Source organism: Saccharothrix saharensis (assembly GCF_006716745.1).
Classification (GTDB): Bacteria; Actinomycetota; Actinomycetes; order Mycobacteriales; family Pseudonocardiaceae; genus Actinosynnema; species Actinosynnema saharense.
In genome coordinates this window covers 6989210-7009259 of sequence record NZ_VFPP01000001.1, presented here as the reverse complement: position 1 = coordinate 7009259, position 20050 = coordinate 6989210, and the positions used below count along the sequence as shown (strand labels likewise).

Genomic DNA, 20050 nt, shown 5'->3' with positions numbered 1-20050 from the left:
CGCCTGGATGTCGCTGTACCACGTGACGAACGCGCAGGACGACAAGCGGCCGTTCTCCGTCGCCACGTTCCGCCGGATCTGGGCGTTCGCCCGTCCGCACCGGGTGAGGTTGACCCAGTACCTCACCTTGAGCGTGGTCGTGGCGGTGTTGGCGGTGGTGACGCCGGTCCTCGCGGGTCGGATCGTGGACGCGATCGTCAACGGCTCGGCCTACCGGGTGGTGCTCACCCTCGCGGTCGTGATCGCGGGCATCGCGATCGTCGAGGCGGGGTTGGGCCTGGTCACGCGGTGGCTCTCGGCGAGCATCGGCGAGGACCTGATCCTGGACCTGCGGACCACGGTGTTCGACCACGTGCAGCGGATGCCGATCGCGTTCTTCACCCGCACCCGCACCGGGGCGCTGGTGAGCAGGTTGAACAACGACGTGATCGGCGCACAGCGGGCGTTCAGCGACACGCTGTCCAGCGTGGTCGGCAACCTGGTCACGCTCGCGCTGACGCTGGCCGTGATGATCAGCCTGTCGTGGCAGATCACGCTGCTCGCGCTGGTGCTGCTGCCGGTGTTCGTGGTGCCGGCACGGCGGATGGGGTCGCGGTTGGCGCGGCTGGAACGTGAGGCGGCCAACCACAACGCGACGATGAGCACGCAGATGACCGAGCGGTTCTCGGCGCCGGGCGCGACGCTGGTGAAGCTGTTCGGCCGGCCCGCGCACGAGTCCTCGGAGTTCGCCGCGCGGGCACGGCGGGTGCGGGACATCGGGGTGCGCACGGCCATGGTGCAGACCGTGTTCCTCACCGCGTTGACGCTGGTCTCGGCGCTGGCTTTAGCCGTGGTGTACGGGTTGGGCGGGTTCTACGCGCTGCGCGGCGAGCTGGACCCGGGGTCGGTGGTGGCGCTGGCGTTGCTGCTGACCAGGCTGTACGCGCCGCTCACGGCGTTGGCCAGCGCGCGGGTCGAGGTGATGAGCGCGTTAGTGAGCTTCGAGCGGGTGTTCGAGGTGCTCGACCTGAAGCCTTTGATCACCGAGAAGCCGGGCGCGCGGTCGGTGCCGGACGGTCCGGTGTCGGTGGAGTTCGAGAACGTCCGGTTCGCGTACCCGTCGGCGGACAAGGTGTCCCTGGCGTCGTTGGAAGAGGTCGCGGTGCTCGACAACCGCGGCGGAGTGGAGGTGCTGCACGACGTGTCGTTCCGGGCCGAACCGGGCCAGGTGGTGGCGTTGGTCGGCTCGTCGGGAGCGGGGAAGTCCACGATCGCCTCGTTGCTGCCCCGGCTGTACGACGTGGACTCGGGCGCGGTGCGGTTGTCCGGCGTGGACGTGCGCGACCTGACGGCCGACTCGGTCCGCGACGTGCTGGGCATGGTGACGCAGGACGGTCACCTGTTCCACGAGTCGATCCGGTCGAACCTGCTGCTCGCCCAGCCGGGCGCGACCGACGACGAGCTGTGGGAGGTGTTGGGCCGGGCGCGGCTGGCCGACCTGGTGGCGTCACTGCCGGACGGGTTGGACACCGTGGTCGGCGAGCGGGGTTACCGGTTGTCCGGCGGCGAGCGGCAGCGGTTGACGATCGCCCGGCTGCTGCTGGCGCGGCCGCGGGTGGTGATCCTGGACGAGGCGACCGCGCATCTGGACTCCACTTCGGAGGCCGCGGTGCAGGCGGCGTTGGGTGAGGCGCTGGCGGGGCGGACGGCCGTGGTGATCGCGCACCGGTTGTCGACCATCCGGGCGGCCGACCTGATCCTCGTGGTGGAGGACGGCCGGGTGGTGGAACGCGGCACCCACACCGAACTTCTCGCCGCCGGCGGCCGCTACGAAGAGCTGTACCGGACCCAGTTCGCGGAGGAGGCGCGGACGCAGTGACAGCCGGTGCGCGCCCGGTGCGCGCCCAGGTGTCGGACAGGACGACAGCGCAGGACGACAGCGCAGGACGACCAGGCAGGACGACCGGGCACCGTCGTGCGGCCGGGAAGGACGACCGGCGGGACGGCGGGCGGGACAGCGGACAACCAGGCAGAGCGGCGGCAGGGCTGTCCAGGCGGCGGACGGGGACGGTGCGCACCGTGTGGAGGCAGGGCGCGCGGCGACCAGTCGGACGGCGGGCCGGCACGGCCGGCCGTCAGTCGGGTACGCGGCAGGTCGGGGGCGGTCGAGTGCAGGCCGGTAGGGGTAGGGCAGTTAGGCGGTCCGGGTTAGGGGGTGGGAGGTCGGGGTCAGGCGTGGCGGGCGGCGTCGATGGGGAGGTCGAGGATTCGGATGGCTTGGCGGCGCATCTCGACCTTGCGGACCTTGCCGGTGACGGTCATCGGGAACTCGTCGACCACGTGCACGTATCGGGGGATCTTGTGGTGGGCGAGCTTGCCGGCGCAGAAGGAGCGCAGCGACTCGGCGGTCAGTGGTTCGGTGCCGGGGCGCATCCTCACCCACGCCATCAGTTCCTCGCCGTACTTCGCGTCCGGCACGCCGACGACCTGTGCGTCCACCACGTCGGGGTGGGTGTGGAGGAATTCCTCGATCTCGCGCGGGTAGAGGTTCTCGCCGCCGCGGATCACCATGTCCTTGATCCGGCCGGTGATGGTGATGTAGCCCTCGTCGTCCATGACGGCGAGGTCGCCGGTGTGCATCCAGCGGGCGGGGTCGATGGCCTCGGCGGTCTTGTCCGGCTGCTCCCAGTAGCCCCGCATCACCGAGTACCCGCGCGTGCACAGCTCACCGGGGGTGCCGCGGGGCACGGTGCGGCCGGTGCCCGGGTCGACCACCTTGACCTCCAGGTGCGGTCCGACCCGGCCGACGGTGGACACCCGCCGGTCCAGTGAGTCGTCGCGACGGGTCTGGGTGGACACCGGTGAGGTCTCGGTCATGCCATAGCAGATCGACACCTCGCGCATCCCCATCCGGTCCACGACCTGCTTCATCACCTCGACCGGGCACGGTGAGCCGGCCATGATCCCGGTGCGCAGCGACGACAGGTCGTAGGAGTCGAAGTCGGCCTCGGCCAGTTCGGCGATGAACATCGTCGGCACGCCGTACAGCGACGTGCACCGCTCCTCCGCCACGGCGCGCAACGTGGCGGCGGGTTCGAACGCCGGCGCCGGGATCACCACGCACGCACCGTGCGACGTCGCCGCCAGGTTGCCCATGACCATCCCGAAGCAGTGGTAGAAGGGCACCGGCACGCAGATCCGATCGTCCTCCGTGTACCCGAGCAGCTCGCCGACGAAGAAGCCGTTGTTGAGGATGTTGTGGTGCGACAGGGTCGCGCCCTTCGGGAACCCGGTGGTGCCGGACGTGTACTGGATGTTGATCGGGTCGTCCGCGGACAGCTCCGGCCACTCCGGCAACGGCTCCGCGTGCAGTTCCGTCCACTCGGGACTGTCGAACAGCACCACCTGGCGCAGCGCGGCACACCGGGGCCGGACCTCGGCGATCATCCCGGCGCAGTCCGAGGTCTTGAACGACGCGGCGGCGAACAGCGTGCGCACGCCCGACTGGTTGAGCACGTACTCCAGCTCGTGCACCCGGTACGCGGGGTTGACGGTGACCAGGATCGCCCCGATCCGCGCGGTCGCGTACTGGACCACGACCCACTCGGCGCGGTTGGGCGACCAGATGCCGACGCGGTCGCCGACCTCGACGCCGGACGCCACCAGCCCGGCCGCGACCGAGTCCACCTCGGCGGCCAGCGAGCGGTAGGTCCACCGGCGGCCGGACGGGCGGTCGACCAACGCCTCCCGGTCGCCGTGCGCGGCCACCGCGCGGTCGAAGTTCGCGCCGACGGTGTCGCCCAGCAGCGGCACGTCGGAGGTCGCCGAGGAGTAGCTGAGCTGCGCCATCACGGCAACGTACCGCAGCCGGCAACCCGCTCACCAGCGACAACGCTATTCGTGCTTGCCCGCCGCCGACCTACCGACACAATCGTCGTCATGCGAACCATCGGGTTGATCGGCGGGATGAGCTGGGAATCGTCCGCCGAGTACTACCGGCTGCTCAACGAGGAGACGCGGCGCCGGCTCGGCGGTCACCACTGCGCCCCCAGCCTGCTGCTGACGGTCGACTTCGCCGAGGTCGAACAGCTCCAGCGGACCGGGCAGTGGGAACGCTCGGGTGAGCTGCTGGCCGACGCCGCGCGCAAGCTCGAAGGCGCGGGCGCCGAGCTGGTGCTCTTGTGCACCAACACCATGCACAAGGTGGCCGACGCGATCACGGACGCCATCAAGGTGCCGTTCGTGCACATCGTGGACGCCACCGCGCAGCGGCTGACCGACCACCGCAAGGTCGGCCTGCTGGGCACCCGGTTCACCATGGAGCAGGACTTCTACCGCGACCGGATGCGCGGGCACGGCATCGAGCTGGTCGTGCCGGACGAGCCGGACCGCACGCTCGTGCACGACGTGATCTACCAGGAGCTGACCAGGAACAAGGTCGAGCCCGCGTCACGCGCCGCCTACCGGGACGTGATGGCGCGGCTGGTCGAGCGGGGCGCGGAGGCGGTGATCCTGGGCTGCACCGAGATCACGCTGCTGGTCGACCAGTCCGACGCGACCGTGCCGCTGGTCGACTCCACCCGCATCCACGTGGAGACCGGCGTCGACCTGGCGCTGGCCTAGAGATTTCACGACGTCAGGGATCTCCCTGAGGCCGGGCACGGCCGCGTGCGGCAGAGTGGACGCCATGGAGCTGACCCCGCGCGGCCTGTTCGACCTGGCCAGGACGACCGTCGAGACCGCCGTGTCCGTGCCCGGCCGCGTGCTGGACCTGCTGGGCGCGGCGGAGTCCGTCGTGCGCCGCGCCGACGAGCTGGTCTCCCGCACCGAACGGGTGCTGGACGAGACCGAGTCGGTGGTGGGTCGGGCCAAGGCGATCACGGCGGCGGCCGAGGGCGTCACGACAGACGTGGGCCGCACCGCCCGCGTGTCGCGGGAGCTGCTGGACTCCTACGCGCCGATCGCGCAGAAGGCGCAGCCGCTGGCGCAGCGGTTCGTGGACGACCTGTCGCCGCACGAGGTCGACGCCGCCGTGCAGCTGGTGGACCAGCTCCCGGTGCTGACCAAGCACCTGATCGAGGACGTGCTGCCGATCCTGGCCACGCTGGACCGCGTCGGCCCGGACATCCACCAGCTGCTGGAGGTCACCAACGACGTCCGGCAGGCGATCCTGGGCATCCCCGGGTTCACCTTCATGCGCCGCCGCGGCGAGGCAAAGGAAGACGACTAGAGCCCTCGAAGACAATGTCCGGCGCACTGTTTGTCGGAAATCGCGGGTTTTCCGCGCCGCCCTTGCCGCTGGTCCGCGCACCTCATTAGCTTCCGTCGAGTCGGCATATTTCCGGCAGATTTCGAGGAAGGAACACCCGTGAGGTTGAGGACAATACTGGGCGCGGGCGTGACGTCCGGGCTCGTCGTGGCCGGTCTGCTCGCCGGCGTCGGCAGCGGCTCGGCGGCGCCCGTCCAGGTCGACAAGACGCTGACGTTCACCTGCCCTTTCCCGCTGATCGGCAACCAGGTGCTGTCGACCCGCATCCGGGCCACGATCGACGCGCCGACCACCGTCGGCGGCGAGTTGACGACGACGGACTTCTCCGCCACGGTCACCGTCCCCCCGACCGCGACGCAGGGCCTGACCCTGGTCGGCGCCACGACGGTGGAGGGCTCCGCCGAGGCGGGCGTGACGCTGGACAACGCCGGCGGCAAGCTCGACATCAAGATCCCCGGCCTGACCGTGCCGAAGACCCCGGTGCCCGCCGAGGGCGCGTTCGACGTGGTCGCGAGCGGTCCGGTGCCGACGGCGGTGATCCCGAAGGCGGGCACGACGACCGTGACGGTGGGCAACTACAGCACGACGTTGACCCCGAAGAAGGCCGACGGCACGGAGACCGGTCTGGGCACGTTCACGTCCAACTGCGTGCTGGACCCCGGTCAGGACCCGACGCTGATCCGGTTCGACGTGTCGGGCGGCGGCCCGACCACGACGACCACCACGACCACGACCACCACCACGACGACGACCAGCACGACCGTGCCCACGACCACGACGACCACCCGGCCGCCCGGCGGCATCAAGTACGCCTACTCGCTCGACGGCACCTCGACGATCAAGAAGCTGGGCGGCCCGGTCGCGCTCGGCCCCGGCAGCCTGAACGCCGACCTGGAGCTGGCCACCGGCCGGTTCACCGGCGACCTGGTGCTGCCGCCGACCTCGGGCAGGTTCCGCCTGTTCGGGTTCGTGCCGGTGGAGTCGAGGATCGAGTTCGTGCCGGAGGGCAAGACCACCGGCACGCTCACCGCCGGCGCGGTGAGGTCGAGCTCGAAGGTCACCATCAAGCTGCCGTCGGTCACCGCGTTCGGCATCCCGATCAGCAACGACCCGAACTGCCGGACCGGCACGCCCGCGGACATCGCCCTGACCTCGGCGCCGGGCTTCGACCCGCTCACGGGCGGCAAGCTGGCCGGCACGTACGAGATCCCGGCGCTGACCGGCTGCGGTCCGCTCAACGACCTGGTCAGCGGTTTCGCCGCTGGTCCGGGCAACACGATCGACCTGACGCTCACCGCGAAGACCGCGTAGCCGGCCGACCACCCCGGACACCACCGGAGCAACCGGAGACCGCCGCGTCCGACCGCGGCGGTCTCCTGCTGCCGGCGGGCCTCAGCAGTTCGACGTCGCCGGACGGCCCGCGATCCGGTCCGCCGTGAACGCCTGCGCCGCCGCGCTGCCCGTGTGCACGGCGGTGATGTGGTCGGTGGCGTAGGTGCGCCAGTCGACCCGCACGCCCAGCCCGCAGTACGCGTCGCGCAACGCCTTGGCCTGTGCGAAGTCCACCAGGTCGTCCCCGGTGGCGTGGTAGGCGTGCACCGGCACGCGGATCGCCGTGCCGCCGAGCTTGTTCTCCGCCACCCGGGCGAGCCACGGCGGCGTGAGCACCGGGCTGGACGTCGTGTAGTCGGCCAGCCGGCGGCCCCGGTAGTCGACCAGGAGCTCCAGCGTGCACGCCTCGCGCCGCATGCGGGCGAACTCGGCCCGGCCCGCGTCGTTGAGGTAGTCCTCCAGGTCCAGCTCGGGGTAGGCGTTGTCCAGCCCGATCAGCGAGTACGCGAGCAGGCCGAAGCCCTTGCGGCCGTCCAGCGGCAGGGCGACCTGCACCAGGTCCGCGGGCACACCGCCGCCGACCACGCCCACGAGGTTCAGCTCCGGCGCGTACCGCGGCTGCGACTGGCCCGCCCACATCGCCGCGCCACCGCCCTGCGAGTAGCCGCGGAACACGACCTTCGCGTCACGCGACAGCCGTGCCTCCGGCAGCCGTTGCGCGGCGCGGACCACGTCGATCACCGCGTGCCCCTCGGACCGGCCGGTGACGTACGTGGTCCGCGGATCGGGCCGGTAGCCCTCGTAGTCGGTGATGGCCACGGCGTAGCCGGCCCGCAGCAGGTCGTTGACCGCGGGCTGCTCGTACAGGGCGCCGATGCGCACCATCTCCGAGGGCGCGCACCGGAACGCCGGACCGTGCGTGCCCACGGCGAACGCGACCACCGGCGCGGTGCCCGGGTCGACCGAGCCCGGCACGAGCACCGTGCCGGTCACCGCGTTGGGCTGCCCCAGCGCGTCGGTCGACCGGTACATGACCTGCCACGCCCGCACGGTCGAGCCCAGCGCGCCCGCCTGCGACGCCCGGTAGCGGATGAGGTCGCCGGGCGCGCCGGCGGGCAGCGGGCTGGGCGGCACGTAGAACGAGTCGTTGGCCGCCGCCGAGGGCCCGAGCGCCGTGACGGCGGCGGCCAGCACCACCCCGACCGCCGATAACGAGAAGATTTTTCGCAAACCAGCACCTCCCGGTAAATGTGACAAGGACAATGCACACTGCATTAATCGCGACCGGCGAGTCCAGGCCGCACGACCGAGTTGTCATCCCCGTGCGTGTTTTCGGAACAAAAATTGTAATGCCGCTACAACGTGTCGGATCACTCGATAGAGTGAATGCATCCAGGTGCCCGGAAGAATATTTGACACGCCAACACGAGTGCTTTTACGGTCAGCCGGGCGAAGTCCCACCGGCGGTGCTTCGCCAGGCGGAGGCGGCATGACGATCCCACTCAACGGCGGGTTGGTGCGGCAGCGGACGGCCCCGAGGGCCGAGCGCGGCGAGTACAGCGCGGCGCGCCAGCTCTGGTCCAGCATCCCCGGCGAGCTGGCGGAGAAGATGGCGCCGCTGTCCGGCGCCATGGTGCGCGACGTGATCCGGGAGATCCGCCGGGCGGTGCCCGCGTACGCGCAGCCGCTGGAGGGCAAGTTCCGCGAGGTGCTCGTGGGCGCGGTCGAGATGGCGATCGTGAAGTGCTTCGACAACATCGCCAACCCGGACGCGGCGCAGACCGACTGGCAGGCCGTGCTGCGCTACAGCGGGCGCATGGAGTACCTCGAAGGCCGCACGATGGACTCCCTGCAGACCGCGGTGCGGGTCGGTGCCCGGGTCGTGTGGCGGCACCTGAGCGAGCACGGCCGCGCGATGGGCGTGGCCACCGACACGCTGTTCGTGGTCGCCGACGCGATCTTCGCGTGGGTGGACGAGCTGTGCCGGGTGGCCATCGAGGGCTACTCGGAGGCGCGGGCCAACGCCAGCGGCGCGCTGGAGCGCAGGCGGCGGCAACTGCTCAAGCTGGTGCTGGCCGAGCAGCCGCCGACGCCGCAGTCGCTCGCGGACCTGGCCGGGACGACGGACTGGCCGCTGCCCGAGCGGGTCGCGGTGGTGGCGCTGGAGTACCGGGAGGACCAGCACCAGCTGCCGTCCGTGACGCTGGGCCGTGACGTGCTGGTCGACCTGGAGAGCTCCACGCCGTGCCTGGTGGTGGCCAACCCGGCCGGCCGGCTGCGGCCGGAGCTGCGCGGGCGGCGCGCCGCGGTGGGGCCGACGGTGCCGTTGGCGCAGGCGCGGCAGTCGTTGGCCTGCGCGCGGCGCGCCCTGGGGTTGGTGCGCCGCGGGCTGCTGCCCGCGGCGCCGGTGACGTGGTGCGACGACCACCTGGCCACGCTCGCGCTGCTGTCCGACGAGTTCCTGGTGGGTCAGCTCAGCGGGCGGGCGCTGGCGGCGTTCGCCGGGTTGACGGTGAAGCAGCGGGAACGGCTGGAGACCACGTTGCTGGCCTGGCTGGAGACCCGCGGCGGCGTCGGCGAGATCGCGGCCCGGCTCGACGTGCACCCGCAGACCGTGCGCTACCGGATGCACCAGCTCGAAGAGCTGCTGGGCGACCGGCTGGCCGACCCCGACGAGCGCCTCACGCTGGAGATCGCGCTGCGCGCCCGTCGGTTGCTCAGCCGGGCCCGTGACGTTCAGCAGGTGCCGCGGGCGGGGACGCCCGCGAAGCGCGCCTCCAACCAGGCGAACGCCTCCGGGTAGGCCGCGACCATGGCGGCGGCGTGCGTCGGCACGAGCGAGGTGCTGAACCTGACGTTCGCGCCCAGGGCGCACCACCGCCGCACCATCTCCGCGCCCTGCGCGTACGGCACGATGTCGTCCAGCGCGCTGTGCACCACCAGCACCGGCGCACCGGGCTTGCGCACGCCGATCCGCTGCTCCTCCACGCGTGACGCGTACGGCTCCTCGTCCAGGTACGCGGCCAGCGGCCGGCCGTCGGCGGTGAGGTCCACCGACTTGCGGAACGCGTGCGCGAGCAGCGCCTCGGCGGTGCACTGGTGCTCGACCTGGGCCAGCAGTTCCCGGCCCGCGTCGTTCAGCACGCCCGGGATGTCCAGCTCCGGGTACGCGGCGTCGAGGCTGAGCAGCGAGTAGCCCAGGAACCCGGCCGCGTAGTGGCCGTCCAGGTTCCGCGCCACCGCGCCGAGGTCGGCGGGCGGCGCGCCCGCGTAGGCGCCCTTCAGCTTCAGCTCCGGCGCGTAGGCCGGGTACAGCTCGACGGCCGCCGCGGACGCGCCGCCGCCCTGCGAGTACCCGGCGGTGGCCACCGGCCCGTCGTCGGGCAGGTTCGCCTCGGGCAGCCGTTGCGCGGCGCGGATCGCGTCCAGCACCGCGTGCCCCTCGGCGGCGCGGTTGACGTAGGTGTGCACGCCGGGCGTGCCCAGGCCCTCGTAGTCGGTGACGACGACGCCGTAGCCCCGGGTCAGCAGGCCTGCCAGGAACGGGCCCTCGTACTCGCTGCCCATGGCCAGCTGCCGGGACGGCGCGCAGTCGTCGCCGACGCCCTGCGTGCCGGGCGCGTACCCGATGACCGGTCGCGGGCCCGGCCCGATCCACGGCGCGTGCGGGGTGAGCACGGTGCCGCTGACGTCGATCGGCCGGCCGTGCGTGTCCGTGCTGCGGTACAGGACGCGGTGCGCGGTGGCGGGCGCGCGCAGCAGCTTGACCGGGTTGAGGAAGAAGTCGGTGGGTCCGGACCGCAGCACGTCGCCGTTGGCCGGCGCGGACCCGGTGTCGTGGAAGGAGATCTGGGCGGTGGCGTCGGCGGTGCCGACCACCACCAGGGCCGCGGCGACTGCGGCGGCCCACCCCCGGTTCACGCGCATTGGCTGCTCCTCGTCGAGCGCGGGCGAAGACCGCCGAACCATGGCGTGGCCGGTTCTCGCAGGTCAAGCACCCCGCGAATTCTTGTCACGCGGGTGCAAAGACGGCCCGACGAATTGCGCGCACGTGCTACCGGAGACCCGACGGGAGCTGTGTCAGCGAACCGTGTCGAGGAGGATGTCGCGCACCGAACCCATGCCGTACCGGTCGACGTCGCTGGAGATCGCCGCGACCTCGCGCAGGATCGGGTCGACGGCCACGCCCGCCGCCCTCGCCTCGTCGCACAACGCCCACAGCGCCATCAGTTCGTCCCTCGTGTCCGCACCCTGGTCGCGCACCGAGAGCAGCAGCAACGCGGACCGCACCCCGTCGGGTGTGGTGGGGAACCGCGGGTTCACGGCCCAGCGGAACGACGTGTACCGGTCGAACAACGCGCGCAGCCCCGGCCGCGCGACCTCGTCCGCCGCGTACCGGTCGAGGATCTCGGCCAGCACGGCTTCCGCCTCGGGCCGCACGCCGGCGCGGTCCAACGGGTGCGGCGCGGCGCGCAGCTTCACCATCCAGTCGGGATCGGACAGGTCCACCGGCGCCTTGGCGACGGGTTCCAGGACGGCGTCGAGCAGCGCGACGTCCTCCTCGATGGCGGCCGGGTCCCTCGTCATGGAACGGATCGTAGGCGGGTGTCCTCCCGGGCGGGTCCCGTTCGTCGTAGTGGTGGAATGCACCGGACGACGGGAGTGACCGATGAAGTACATGCTGCTGATCTGCGTCGACGACACCATCGAGCCGACCGCGGGTGACCCCACGATCGAGCAGTGGCTCGCCGAGGTCGACGGCGTGCGGCTGGACGGCTCGCAGCTGCGGTCCGCTCAGGACGCCACGACCGTGCGCAGGCGCGGTGACGAGGTGCTGTTGACCGACGGGCCGTTCGCCGAGACGAAGGAGCAGATCGTGGGTTACGACGTCGTCGACTGCGCCGACCTGGACGAGGCGATCCGGATCGCGTCACGGCACCCGTGCGCGCGGTTCGGGTCCGTCGAGGTCCGCCCGTTCTTCACCGGATGACGGTCGGAGCGGAGGTCTCGGCGCTGTTCCGGGCCGAACGGGGGCGGATCGTGGCGACGCTGATCCGCCTCACCGGCGACTGGGACCTGGCCGAGGAGTGCGTGCAGGACGCCTTCGCGCGGGCACTGGAGTGCTGGCCGCGCGACGGCGTCCCGCAGCGTCCCGGCGCGTGGCTCACCACGACCGCTCGCAACCGCGCGCTGGACCGGTTGCGGCGCGCCGGCGTGGAGGCGGCCAAGCTGGGGGAGGTGGTGGCCATGCCGCACGACGTGCCCGACGAGCACGACGGCATCGGGGACGACCTGCTGCGGCTGATCTTCACGTGCTGCCACCCGGCGTTGACGCTCCAGGCACGGGTCGCGCTGACCCTGCGCACGGTCGCCGGCCTCACCGCGGCGGAGATCGCGCGGGCGTTCCTGGTGCCGGAGGCGACGATGACCAAGCGGCTGGTGCGGGCGCGGCAGAAGATCCGCAACGCCCGCATCCCGTACCGGGTGCCGCCCGCCCACCTGCTGCCGGAACGCACGGCCGGCGTGCTGGGCGTGCTGTACCTGCTGTTCAACGAGGGTTACGCGGCGGGCGGCGGGGCGGAGCTGCTGCGGCGGGAGCTGTGCGCGGAGGCGATCCGGCTGGCGCGCACGCTGGTCGCGTTGCTGCCCGACGAGCCGGAGGCGGTGGGCCTGCTGGCGTTGACGCTGGTGCAGGACTCGCGCCGGGACGCGCGGTTCGACCGGGCGGGCGACCTGGTGCCGCTGGACCGGCAGGACCGCACGCGCTGGGACCACGCGCAGGTCGAGGAGGGCGTGGCGCTGCTCGACGCGGCGCTGCGACGCGGCCGGCCGGGGCCGTACCAGGTCCAGGCCGCCATCGCCGCCTGCCACGCCACCGCGACGCGCGCGGAGGACACGGACTGGCCGCAGATCGCCCTGCTGTACGGGGAGCTGCTCAAGCTGGTGCCGTCACCGGTCGTGCGGCTGAACCGGGCGGTGGCCGTGGCGATGGTGGACGGGCCGGCGGCCGGCCTGGCCCTGGTGGACGAACTGGCCGACGGGATCACCGGTCACCTGCTCCCGGCCACCCGGGCCGACCTCCTGCGCCGCCTGGGCCGGGAAGCGGAAGCGCGGGCCGCCTACGAACGCGCCCGCGACCTGGCCCCGACCGACGTCGAGCGCCGCCACCTGGCCCGCCTGGTCAACGCCCGGTCGGGAGGAGTTCGACGGTGAACTCCTGGCCCGGCGAGTCCGCGCACGGTTCGCGGACCGCCTCCGCGCCCTCCGCCACCGCGCCGCCGCGCAGCCCGACGCACGCCGATCCATCCGCCGAGCGGAAGCGGAAGCGGTCACCCTCCACCCGTTCCACCTGGAACAGCTGGTCGAGGTCGTCCCCGGCGCAGTGGCTCCGCGGTTCGAGCAGGTCGGCCGCGGGACCGGACCGCATCACGGTCAGGCAGCCGATGTCCCGGTCGACCGGGTGCTCCCACTGGATGGCGGCCGTCCCGTCGTCCACCGGGTCCAGGAACACCCGCGGCCCGGTTTCGGGGCACGGCCGCAGCGCCGCGACGGCGTGCGGGTAGCGCCCGGTGCTGTCACGCCCCTCGGTCAGGCACAGCCCGGGCGCGTCCGCGGCGTGGACGCGCACCTGGCTCCCGCCCGGCGGCAACGGCAGCAGGTCGCGCCCCGGCCCGCTGGTCCGCCTGTCCGCGGCGGGGTCCGACGCGGTCGGCGCGTCGCGTTGCAGGACCACGGCGGTGGCCACCAGCGCGGCCACCACGACGGCGGTCAGCACCAGCGACGGGCGCTGCCACGGCGCGGGCCCCGGCGACGTTCCCGCCGCCGGGGCGACCACGCCCGCGGCCAACCGCTCCCGCGCCCGCAACCACGGCTCCGGCTCGTCGACCCCGCACGCGCGCACGTACGCGGCCAGCAGTTCCGGGCGGGGCAGGGAGTCCTTGCGCAGCATGTCCGCGACCGTGCTGCGGGCCAGCACCTCGCCCTGCGCCGCCGCCTTCTCCTCCAAACCGCGCAGCGTCAACCCCGACCGTTGCCTGAGCTCCCGCAACGCCGCCACGAAGGCGGCCGCGTCACCTACCGAGTCCAGCCGGTCACCCTGCGACGTCACGGGCGCAATCTTGGTGGTCGGGCTCCGCCGCGGGCAAGCGGACCCCGGTCAGAACCGCAGGTTCACCAGGTAGTCGTAACCGACCCGGGCGGTGACCAGGGCGTCGCGCGGCTGGTCGTTCTCCACGATGTACTCGGTCACGTCGGTGGCCCGGAAGATCGACGCGAAGTCGATCGTGCCCGTGCCGAGGTCGGCGAACGACCCGTCGGCCGCCCGGTCCTTGACGTGGAACTGCCGCACGCGCGGGAAGTTCGCCCGGTACAGGGCGACCGGGTCCACGCCGCCCGTCACCGCCCAGTACAGGTCGACCTCCAGGTGCACGTTGCGCCGGGTGGTCCCCGCCGTGATCACGTCGAACGGCCGCGTGCCCTCCACCGCGGCGAACTCGTGCGCGTGGTTGTGGTAGCCCAGGCCCAACCCCGCGCGCCGCAGCTTGTCCCCGGCCGCCTCCAACCGGGTGGTGAACGCCCGCCACTCGGCCAAGGTCGCGTAGTTCACCCACGGCACCACGACGTACTTGTTCCCGAGCGTGCGCGCGTCGGCGATGAGCCGGTCGAGGTCGCCGTCGATGCCGGCGTGGCTGGACGTGGCCCGCAGCCCGGTGCGCCGCAGCACGGCGGCGAACTCGGTGGCGCTGCGCCCGTACGTGCCGGCCAGCTCGACCTTGCGGTAGCCGATGTCCGCCAACGCCGACAGCACGGGCTCGGGGTCGTCGCCCATGATGTCCCGCAGCGTGTAGAGCTGGATGCTGATCGACTGCTTGGGCACCCGGCGGCGCGGTCGGCCGGGCGTGGCGGCCGCCGCCGCGGGCAGGGTGACGGCCGCGCCGGTGGCGAGGGCGGTGCTGAGGAACGTGCGACGGGACGGCATGGGTGGCTCCTCGGTCATCGGGACAGCTCCTTGACGCGGACGTTGCGGAACCACACGTCGTCGCCGTCGCCGTGGTTCTGCAGGCCGACGTGCCCGCTGGTGAGGTCGCGCGCGGGGTCGGTGCTGGTGAAGTCGTTCACCAGCACGCCGTTGAGGAACACGCGGATGCGCTGCTCCCGCACGACGATCTCGTAGGTGTTCCACTCCCCCGGCGGCTTCAGCGCCGCGTCCCGGGCGGGGATGTCGGCCGACTGGAACGAGTAGATGGCGCCGGTGGTGCGGTCCGGCGCGTCGGTCGCGTCGATCTGCACCTCGTAGCCCTGGTTCACGGCCACCCACGGGTCCGCGCCGGGGTCGGGGAAGCCGACGAACACGCCGGAGTTGTCGTCGCCCGCGACCTTCCAGTCGAACTTGAGGCGGTAGGAGGAGAACTCCTCCTCGAACCACAGCAACCCGAGCCCGCCTTCGGTGCGCAGGGTGCAGTCCTCCTCCACGAACCGCCCGGGACCGGCCTGCCGCCACCCGGTCGCGCCCGTGCCGTCGTAGAGGCTGCGGTACCCCGGCTCCGGCTTGGTGGGCTTGCACGCCCCGGCCTGCTTGTAGCGCAGGTGCCGGATGGTGTCGACGTCGAACAGCGCTCCCGCGCCGCCCTCGAACACCAGGTACAGGTCGCGCACGCCGGTCAGGCGCACCTCCTGGGGCGCGATGTCGAGGTAGAAGTCCCAACTGCCGGTCACCGGCACGGTCACCGGCGCGTGCACCAGCGGGCCGGTCGGCGAGTCGGCGCGCGCCTCCAGCGTGCCGCCGACACCGCCGGACGAGATCCGGTAGCCGATGCCCGCGGTCTTCGACAGGTCGACGTCCGCGTAGGACACCCAGTCGCCGTCGTTGATCTCGCCGACCCGCTTGCCGCCCTGCGCGGTCTCGCGGTCGTACACCGCGACGCCCTGCTGCCCGCTCAACGCCTCCGCGGGCACGTCGACCGCGGCGACCGTCCCCGCTCCGCGGAAGGTGATCGTGTCGAGGTCCAGCAACGCGCCCCGGCCGCCGCGGAACACGAAGTACAGCCGGTGCGTGCCGCCGGGGTCGGTGATCGCCGCGGGCGGCAGGTCGGCGTACACCCGCCAGTCACCCGTGCCCTTCACCCGGGTGCTCGACACCAGCGGACCGGTCGGTGAGCCGACGCGCGCCTCGATCGTGCCGCCCGCCGTGGCCGACGAGACCCGGTAGCCGATGCCCGTGACGCCGGCCAGCGACACGCCGTCGAACGCGATCCAGTCGCGGTCGTGGATGTTGCCGACCTGCTCGCCGCCCTGCGCCTCGTCGGCCCGGACCACCGAGGTGCCCCGCTGAGCGGAGTACGACTCGGCGGGCGTGCGCCGCACCGGTTCCCAGGACGGTGGGGCCGCGCCGGCGGTGAACCGGACCGCGTCCACGTCGAACAGGCTGCCGGAGCCCCGGAACACCAGGAACAGCCGGTGCGAGCCGCCGGGGTCGGTGATCGGCGACGGCGCGAGCTCGACGTAGTTGTCCCAGCCGCCGGTCGACGGCACGGGCTGCTGCTGCACGAGCGGGCCGGTCGGCGAGTCCACGCGCACCTCGATCGTGCCGCCGCTCCCGCCGGACGACACCCGGTAGCCGATCGCCGCGACGCCGCCGAGGTTGACCGGGTCGAACGCGATCCAGTCGCCGTCGTCGACGTAGCCGACGCGCTTGTCACCCTCGGCCGTGCCGGTCTCCACCACCTGCACGCCCCGCATGGCGGTGAAGTACTCGGCCTGCTTGTCCCTCGGCTGCAGGATCGCCTCCGCCTCGCCGGTCAACGCGGGCGCGCCGGGCGCTCCGTTGTCGGTGTAGGAGGCGTTGATGACGCCGAAGATGTTGGCGTCCATGCCGTGCCCGCCGTCCGACGGCGTCGGCAGCACGCCCTCGCAGCCGGTGGCGCGGGTGAGCGGGTGGCCGTGGCTGTCGTGGCCGAGGATGTACTCCACGGTGACCTTGGCGCAGTCGACCGGCCCGTCCTCCGGGTCGGTGACCGTGACCGAGAACGGCACTTCGTCGCCGAAGCTGAACACCCGGCCGTCCGCGGGGGCGTTGAGCACCACCACGGGCTCGGTGTTGCCGACGTTGACCACGACACTGGCCGAGCCGACCAGACCGGTCGGGTCGGTGACGGACAGCTTCGCGGTGAACCGGCCGACCGACGTGTAGGTGTGGGTGACCGGTCCGGACGCGGTGTCGTCGGTGGTGCCGTCGCCGTCGAAGTCCCACGCGTAGGTCAGCGGGTCGCCGTCCTCGTCGGCCGTGCCGCCGGGGTCGAACCGCACGGTCAGCGGCGCCGGGCCGGAGGTCTTGTCGGCGGCCAGCTTCGCGACCGGCGTGTGGCGGCCCCGGGCGTAGTCGATGCGGTAGACCGCCGAGTCCTCCGCGCCGCCGAAGTAGCCGCTGCCGTAGTCCAGCACGTACAGCGAGCCGTCCGGGCCGAACTCCAGGTTCATCGGGCGGGTCAGCGTCATCGAGTCGAAGAACGGGCTGATCGCGCCGCGCTCGCCGGCCGGGCCGACGTCGATCGTCTTGATCCAGCCGCGGTCCCACTCGTAGGCGAACGTCCGGCCGTCGAAGAACTCCGGGAACTTCGTCGGGCTGTCCAGGTCCGGGTCGAAGTGGTAGGTGGGGCCGCCCATGGGCGACTCGCCGCCGCCGCCGAACTCGGGCACCGACCCACCGTCGTAGGGGATCCACGCGGGCTGCACGGGCGGCAGGTCCACCAGGCCGGTGTTGTGCGGGCTGGTGTTCTCGGGCGCGGCGCAGTCGAACGCGGCGCCGGACGTGCCGGTGGCGAAGTCGTGATCGACGTACGGGACGTTGTCGCCGACGCAGTAGGGCCAGCCGTAGTTGCCGGGCGCCTTGACGAGGTTGAACTCGACGCTGCCGCCGGGGCCGCGGGCCGGGTTCGCCGCGCCCGCGTCCGGGCCGTAGTCGCCGAGGTGGATCCAGCCGGTGGCCTTGTCCACGGCGAACCGGAACGGGTTGCGGAAGCCCATCGCGTAGATCTCGGCGCGGGTCTTGTCCGTGCCGGGCGCGAACAGGTTGCCCTCGGGGACGGTGTACGTGCCGTCGTCCTGGACCTTGATCCGCAGCACCTTGCCGCGCAGGTCGTTGGTGTTGGCCGAGGAGCGCTGCGCGTCGAACGCCGGGTTGCGGTCGGCGCGCTCGTCGATCGGGGTGTAGCCGTCGGAGGCGAACGGGTTGGTGTCGTCGCCGGTGGACAGGTACAGGTTGCCCTGCGCGTCGAAGTCGATCTCGCCGCCGGCGTGGCAGCACAGGCCGCGGTCGGCGGGCACCTGCAGGATGCGCTGCTCGCTGGTCAGGTCGAGCACGCCGTCGGTGGTCAGCTTGAACCGGGACAGCTGGTTGTGGCCCTTGAACCGCTCGAAGTCCGCGGCCGTCCCGTTCTCCGGCGCGTCACCGGCCGGGGTGTCCAGCGGTGGCGCGTAGTACAGGTAGAGCCAGCGGTTGTCCGCGAAGTCCGGGTCCGCCGCCACGCCCTGCAACCCGTCCTCGTCGTGGTTGTAGACGGGGACGCGGCCGGCGAGCGTGGTCGTCGCCTCCGGGCTGGTGAGCCAGACGCGGCCGTCGCGGGAGGTGTGCACGACCTCGCGGTCCGGCAGCACGGCCAACGCGATGGGCTCGCCGGTCTTCTCCTCGCCGAGCGCGAGCGTCACCTGGTCGAAGTCGCGGTCGGTCGGCGGCGCGTCCTCGGGTTCGCAGTCGGCGGGCGCCACGCCGAGCGCGTACCGCAGGCCGCCGAGCAGGTGGTCGCGGAACGCCGGGTCGGCGTAGGACTCCTTGGTGTGGCCCATGCCCGTGTACCAGGAGCGGCCCTGGCCGGGTGTGTGGCACCACGAGATCGGGTGGTCGCCGGACGGGTCGGTGGGCGTGTAGCTGGTCTCGTCCAGCGCGGCCAGCACCTTCACCCGCGAGCGGGGGTTGGACTGGTAGGTGTACCACTCGTCGGTGCGGTGCCAGGTGTCCGGCAGGTGCGCGGTCGACGGGTGGTCGTGGTCCTCCACCACCACGTCGGCGGGTTGGATGGCCGGGTGGGACTTGAAGTACGAGCCGACCAGCCCGGCGTACCAGGGCCACGAGTACTCGGTGTCGGCGGCGGCGTGCACGCCCGCGTACCCGCCGCCGTTCTCGACGAACCGCTCGAACGCCTGCTGCTGGGCGTCGTCCAGGACGTCGCCGGTGGTGGACAGCCAGACCACGGCGTCGAACCGGGCGAGGTTGGCGTCGGTGAACGCGGCGGAGTCCTCGGTGGCCTCGACGGTGAAGCCGTGCGCCGCGCCGAGCTCGGTGATCGCGGCGACCCCGTCGGGGATCGAGTCGTGCCGGAAGCCCGCCGTCTTGGAGAAGACGAGGAGGTGTTCACCGTCGGGGTGCGCCGTCGCGGGTGTCGCCACCAGCGTCATCGCGCCCAAGGCGGCGGTGAGGGCTAGCGCCGCGGCGGTTCCGCGGGTGGGTCGGGGCCGGATTCCGAGCGTGCTTCGCTGACGTCGCACCGCTGTCTCCTCGGTCGCACAACGCTGGGCGGTGTGGTCCAGTTCACAAGGCTGAACGCGAGCGTCATTCTGTTCACGGTCGTTCGAAGTGCACAAGACTTTTGCTTGTTTTTGACAAAAGTCATGCATGAATGGCCGAAAGTCCGGCAACGTCGCGCACGGTCAGTCAGCGCCTGCGAGCCGGTCGGCGGTGCCGCACTGGGTCGGTGGACGTACTCCCGTGCGGGCATCCGGCGCACGCCTCCCGGTACCGCGGCTGCGCGCACCTCGTCGCCGAGCAGCCCCCTGGTCACTACGGGCGGTTCACCGGGGTGGGCTTCACGTACGACGTGCTGTGCAAGTCGTGCGCCGAGCGGGAGGACCCCCGGTTGACCGTGCTGTGCGTCGGGTGCGCGGAGCGGGTGGACGACCACAGCGACGTGCTCGGCTGGATCGGGCAGCCCGAGGTGCGCCACCACGACGCCGAGCCCCGGGGCACGTGGACCACCCGGGAGTGCGCGGTCGAGCCGGTGAACGAGCGGTGCGTGGCCGCGGTGCCCGACGGGTGGCTGGTGCTCACCGCCGCCGGCCTGGTCGAGGTGGGCTCCCGGCGGCCCGCCGTGCCCGTGCCGCTGCCCGCCGAACCGCCGGACACCCTGCCCGACGCGCCGCGGCCCGCGCTGCACACCTCGCCGGACGGGCGGCACGCGGCCGTGGTGACCGACTTCGGCCGGCACGGTGTCGTGGTCGACCTCGTCACCGGCGAGCCCGTGCTGTCCCTGGACCGGGGCGACTACCGGTACCGCCACACGCCCTTCCCGGTGGCGTTCGTCGGCGGAGTGCTCGTCACCGCCACGGACTGGAACCGCCTGGACGCGTTCGACCCGGCCACCGGCCGCCTGCTCACCGACCGCGTGACGGCCTAGTCGGGCGACGGCCCGAAACCCGACC

The 20050-nt window shown here is 72.4% G+C and carries 15 protein-coding genes; 8 read left to right on the top strand and 7 right to left on the bottom strand.

What is annotated here, in order from left to right:
- Positions 1-7: 7 nt before the first annotated feature.
- Entirely contained in the window at positions 8-1858 is a 1851-nt protein-coding gene (locus tag FHX81_RS32080; protein WP_246108322.1) for an ABC transporter ATP-binding protein, read from the top strand.
- A 350-nt stretch (positions 1859-2208) separates the two neighbouring features.
- Here FHX81_RS32080 and FHX81_RS32075 read toward each other — a convergent pair whose 3' ends face one another.
- On the bottom strand, positions 2209-3828 hold the full coding sequence (locus FHX81_RS32075; protein ID WP_141982219.1) for an AMP-binding protein: 1620 nt from the start codon (positions 3826-3828) through the stop codon (positions 2209-2211).
- 90 nt (positions 3829-3918) lie between these two features.
- Here FHX81_RS32075 and FHX81_RS32070 point away from each other — a divergent pair, with 90 nt between their 5' ends.
- The 3 genes from FHX81_RS32070 (at position 3919) to FHX81_RS41450 (ending at position 6559) form a co-directional block, all read left to right on the top strand.
- Positions 3919-4602 carry an aspartate/glutamate racemase family protein gene (locus FHX81_RS32070; protein ID WP_141982217.1) on the top strand — a complete coding sequence of 228 codons (684 nt, stop codon included), beginning with the start codon at positions 3919-3921 and terminating at the stop codon, positions 4600-4602.
- Positions 4603-4666: 64 nt separating this feature from the next.
- On the top strand, positions 4667-5209 hold the full coding sequence (locus FHX81_RS32065) for a hypothetical protein (RefSeq protein WP_141982215.1): 543 nt from the start codon (positions 4667-4669) through the stop codon (positions 5207-5209).
- 138 nt (positions 5210-5347) lie between these two features.
- A complete protein-coding gene (locus FHX81_RS41450) occupies positions 5348-6559 on the top strand; it encodes a DUF6801 domain-containing protein (RefSeq protein WP_211363615.1) in 1212 nt (403 codons plus the stop codon).
- 81 nt (positions 6560-6640) lie between these two features.
- Here the strand turns inward: FHX81_RS41450 and FHX81_RS32050 are convergent, their stop codons facing one another.
- Positions 6641-7855, bottom strand: coding sequence for a lipase family protein (locus FHX81_RS32050; RefSeq protein WP_141982208.1), 1215 nt, complete (start codon positions 7853-7855; stop codon positions 6641-6643).
- A 214-nt stretch (positions 7856-8069) separates the two neighbouring features.
- Between FHX81_RS32050 and FHX81_RS32045 the strand changes: the two genes are divergently transcribed.
- The gene (locus tag FHX81_RS32045) at positions 8070-9383 is read left to right on the top strand and encodes a PucR family transcriptional regulator (protein WP_141982206.1); all 1314 of its coding nucleotides are present in this window, start codon (positions 8070-8072) and stop codon (positions 9381-9383) included.
- Here the strand turns inward: FHX81_RS32045 and FHX81_RS32040 are convergent.
- Both FHX81_RS32040 and FHX81_RS32035 read right to left on the bottom strand, forming a co-directional pair.
- On the bottom strand, positions 9317-10507 hold the full coding sequence (locus tag FHX81_RS32040; RefSeq protein WP_141982204.1) for a lipase family protein: 1191 nt from the start codon (positions 10505-10507) through the stop codon (positions 9317-9319). The two genes, FHX81_RS32045 and FHX81_RS32040, sit on opposite strands and share 67 nt — an antisense overlap.
- A 153-nt stretch (positions 10508-10660) precedes the next feature.
- Positions 10661-11167, bottom strand: a complete 507-nt coding sequence (locus FHX81_RS32035) for a hypothetical protein (RefSeq protein WP_141982202.1) — start codon at positions 11165-11167, stop codon at positions 10661-10663.
- 82 nt (positions 11168-11249) lie between these two features.
- On the opposite strand from FHX81_RS32035, the gene FHX81_RS32030 reads away from it, so the two are divergent.
- Positions 11250-11570 (top strand): YciI family protein, encoded by a 321-nt coding sequence (locus FHX81_RS32030; protein ID WP_141982200.1) that lies wholly within the window; start codon positions 11250-11252, stop codon positions 11568-11570.
- Entirely contained in the window at positions 11567-12793 is a 1227-nt protein-coding gene (locus FHX81_RS32025) for an RNA polymerase sigma factor (protein ID WP_141982199.1), read from the top strand. The genes FHX81_RS32030 and FHX81_RS32025 overlap by 4 nt, the downstream gene beginning before the upstream one ends.
- On the opposite strand, the gene FHX81_RS32020 is transcribed toward FHX81_RS32025, so the two are convergent.
- Genes FHX81_RS32020 through FHX81_RS32005 form a run of 3 tightly spaced genes read right to left on the bottom strand, consistent with a single transcriptional unit; the run spans position 12762 to position 19030 of the window.
- Complete coding sequence (locus tag FHX81_RS32020) at positions 12762-13688, bottom strand: helix-turn-helix domain-containing protein (RefSeq protein WP_211363614.1); 927 nt, start codon at positions 13686-13688, stop codon at positions 12762-12764. The genes FHX81_RS32025 and FHX81_RS32020 overlap by 32 nt on opposite strands.
- A 48-nt stretch (positions 13689-13736) precedes the next feature.
- Positions 13737-14576, bottom strand: coding sequence for a sugar phosphate isomerase/epimerase family protein (locus tag FHX81_RS32015; RefSeq protein ID WP_141982197.1), 840 nt, complete (start codon positions 14574-14576; stop codon positions 13737-13739).
- Positions 14573-19030, bottom strand: coding sequence for a carbohydrate-binding protein (locus FHX81_RS32005; RefSeq protein WP_246108069.1), 4458 nt, complete (start codon positions 19028-19030; stop codon positions 14573-14575). Before FHX81_RS32005 ends, FHX81_RS32015 begins: the two co-directional genes overlap by 4 nt.
- A gap of 296 nt (positions 19031-19326) precedes the next feature.
- On the opposite strand from FHX81_RS32005, the gene FHX81_RS32000 reads away from it, so the two are divergent.
- Positions 19327-20025: a YncE family protein gene (locus tag FHX81_RS32000; RefSeq protein ID WP_141982196.1), complete on the top strand. Its 699-nt coding sequence runs from the start codon at positions 19327-19329 to the stop codon at positions 20023-20025.
- The last annotated feature ends 25 nt before the right edge of the window (positions 20026-20050 follow it).

Coding starts and splice junctions, on each gene's coding strand:
- FHX81_RS32050 (WP_141982208.1), bottom strand. CDS start 7,855: ATGCAGTGTGCATTGTCCTTGTCACATTTACCGGGAGGTGCTGGTTTG.
- FHX81_RS32070 (WP_141982217.1), top strand. CDS start 3,919: ATGCGAACCATCGGGTTGATCGGCGGGATGAGCTGGGAATCGTCCGCC.
- FHX81_RS32025 (WP_141982199.1), top strand. CDS start 11,567: ATGACGGTCGGAGCGGAGGTCTCGGCGCTGTTCCGGGCCGAACGGGGG.
- FHX81_RS32045 (WP_141982206.1), top strand. CDS start 8,070: ATGACGATCCCACTCAACGGCGGGTTGGTGCGGCAGCGGACGGCCCCG.
- FHX81_RS32030 (WP_141982200.1), top strand. CDS start 11,250: ATGAAGTACATGCTGCTGATCTGCGTCGACGACACCATCGAGCCGACC.
- FHX81_RS32005 (WP_246108069.1), bottom strand. CDS start 19,030: ATGACGCTGGTGGCGACACCCGCGACGGCGCACCCCGACGGTGAACAC.
- FHX81_RS32075 (WP_141982219.1), bottom strand. CDS start 3,828: ATGGCGCAGCTCAGCTACTCCTCGGCGACCTCCGACGTGCCGCTGCTG.
- FHX81_RS32015 (WP_141982197.1), bottom strand. CDS start 14,576: ATGACCGAGGAGCCACCCATGCCGTCCCGTCGCACGTTCCTCAGCACC.
- FHX81_RS32035 (WP_141982202.1), bottom strand. CDS start 11,167: ATGACGAGGGACCCGGCCGCCATCGAGGAGGACGTCGCGCTGCTCGAC.
- FHX81_RS32065 (WP_141982215.1), top strand. CDS start 4,667: ATGGAGCTGACCCCGCGCGGCCTGTTCGACCTGGCCAGGACGACCGTC.
- FHX81_RS32080 (WP_246108322.1), top strand. CDS start 8: ATGTCGCTGTACCACGTGACGAACGCGCAGGACGACAAGCGGCCGTTC.
- FHX81_RS32040 (WP_141982204.1), bottom strand. CDS start 10,507: ATGCGCGTGAACCGGGGGTGGGCCGCCGCAGTCGCCGCGGCCCTGGTG.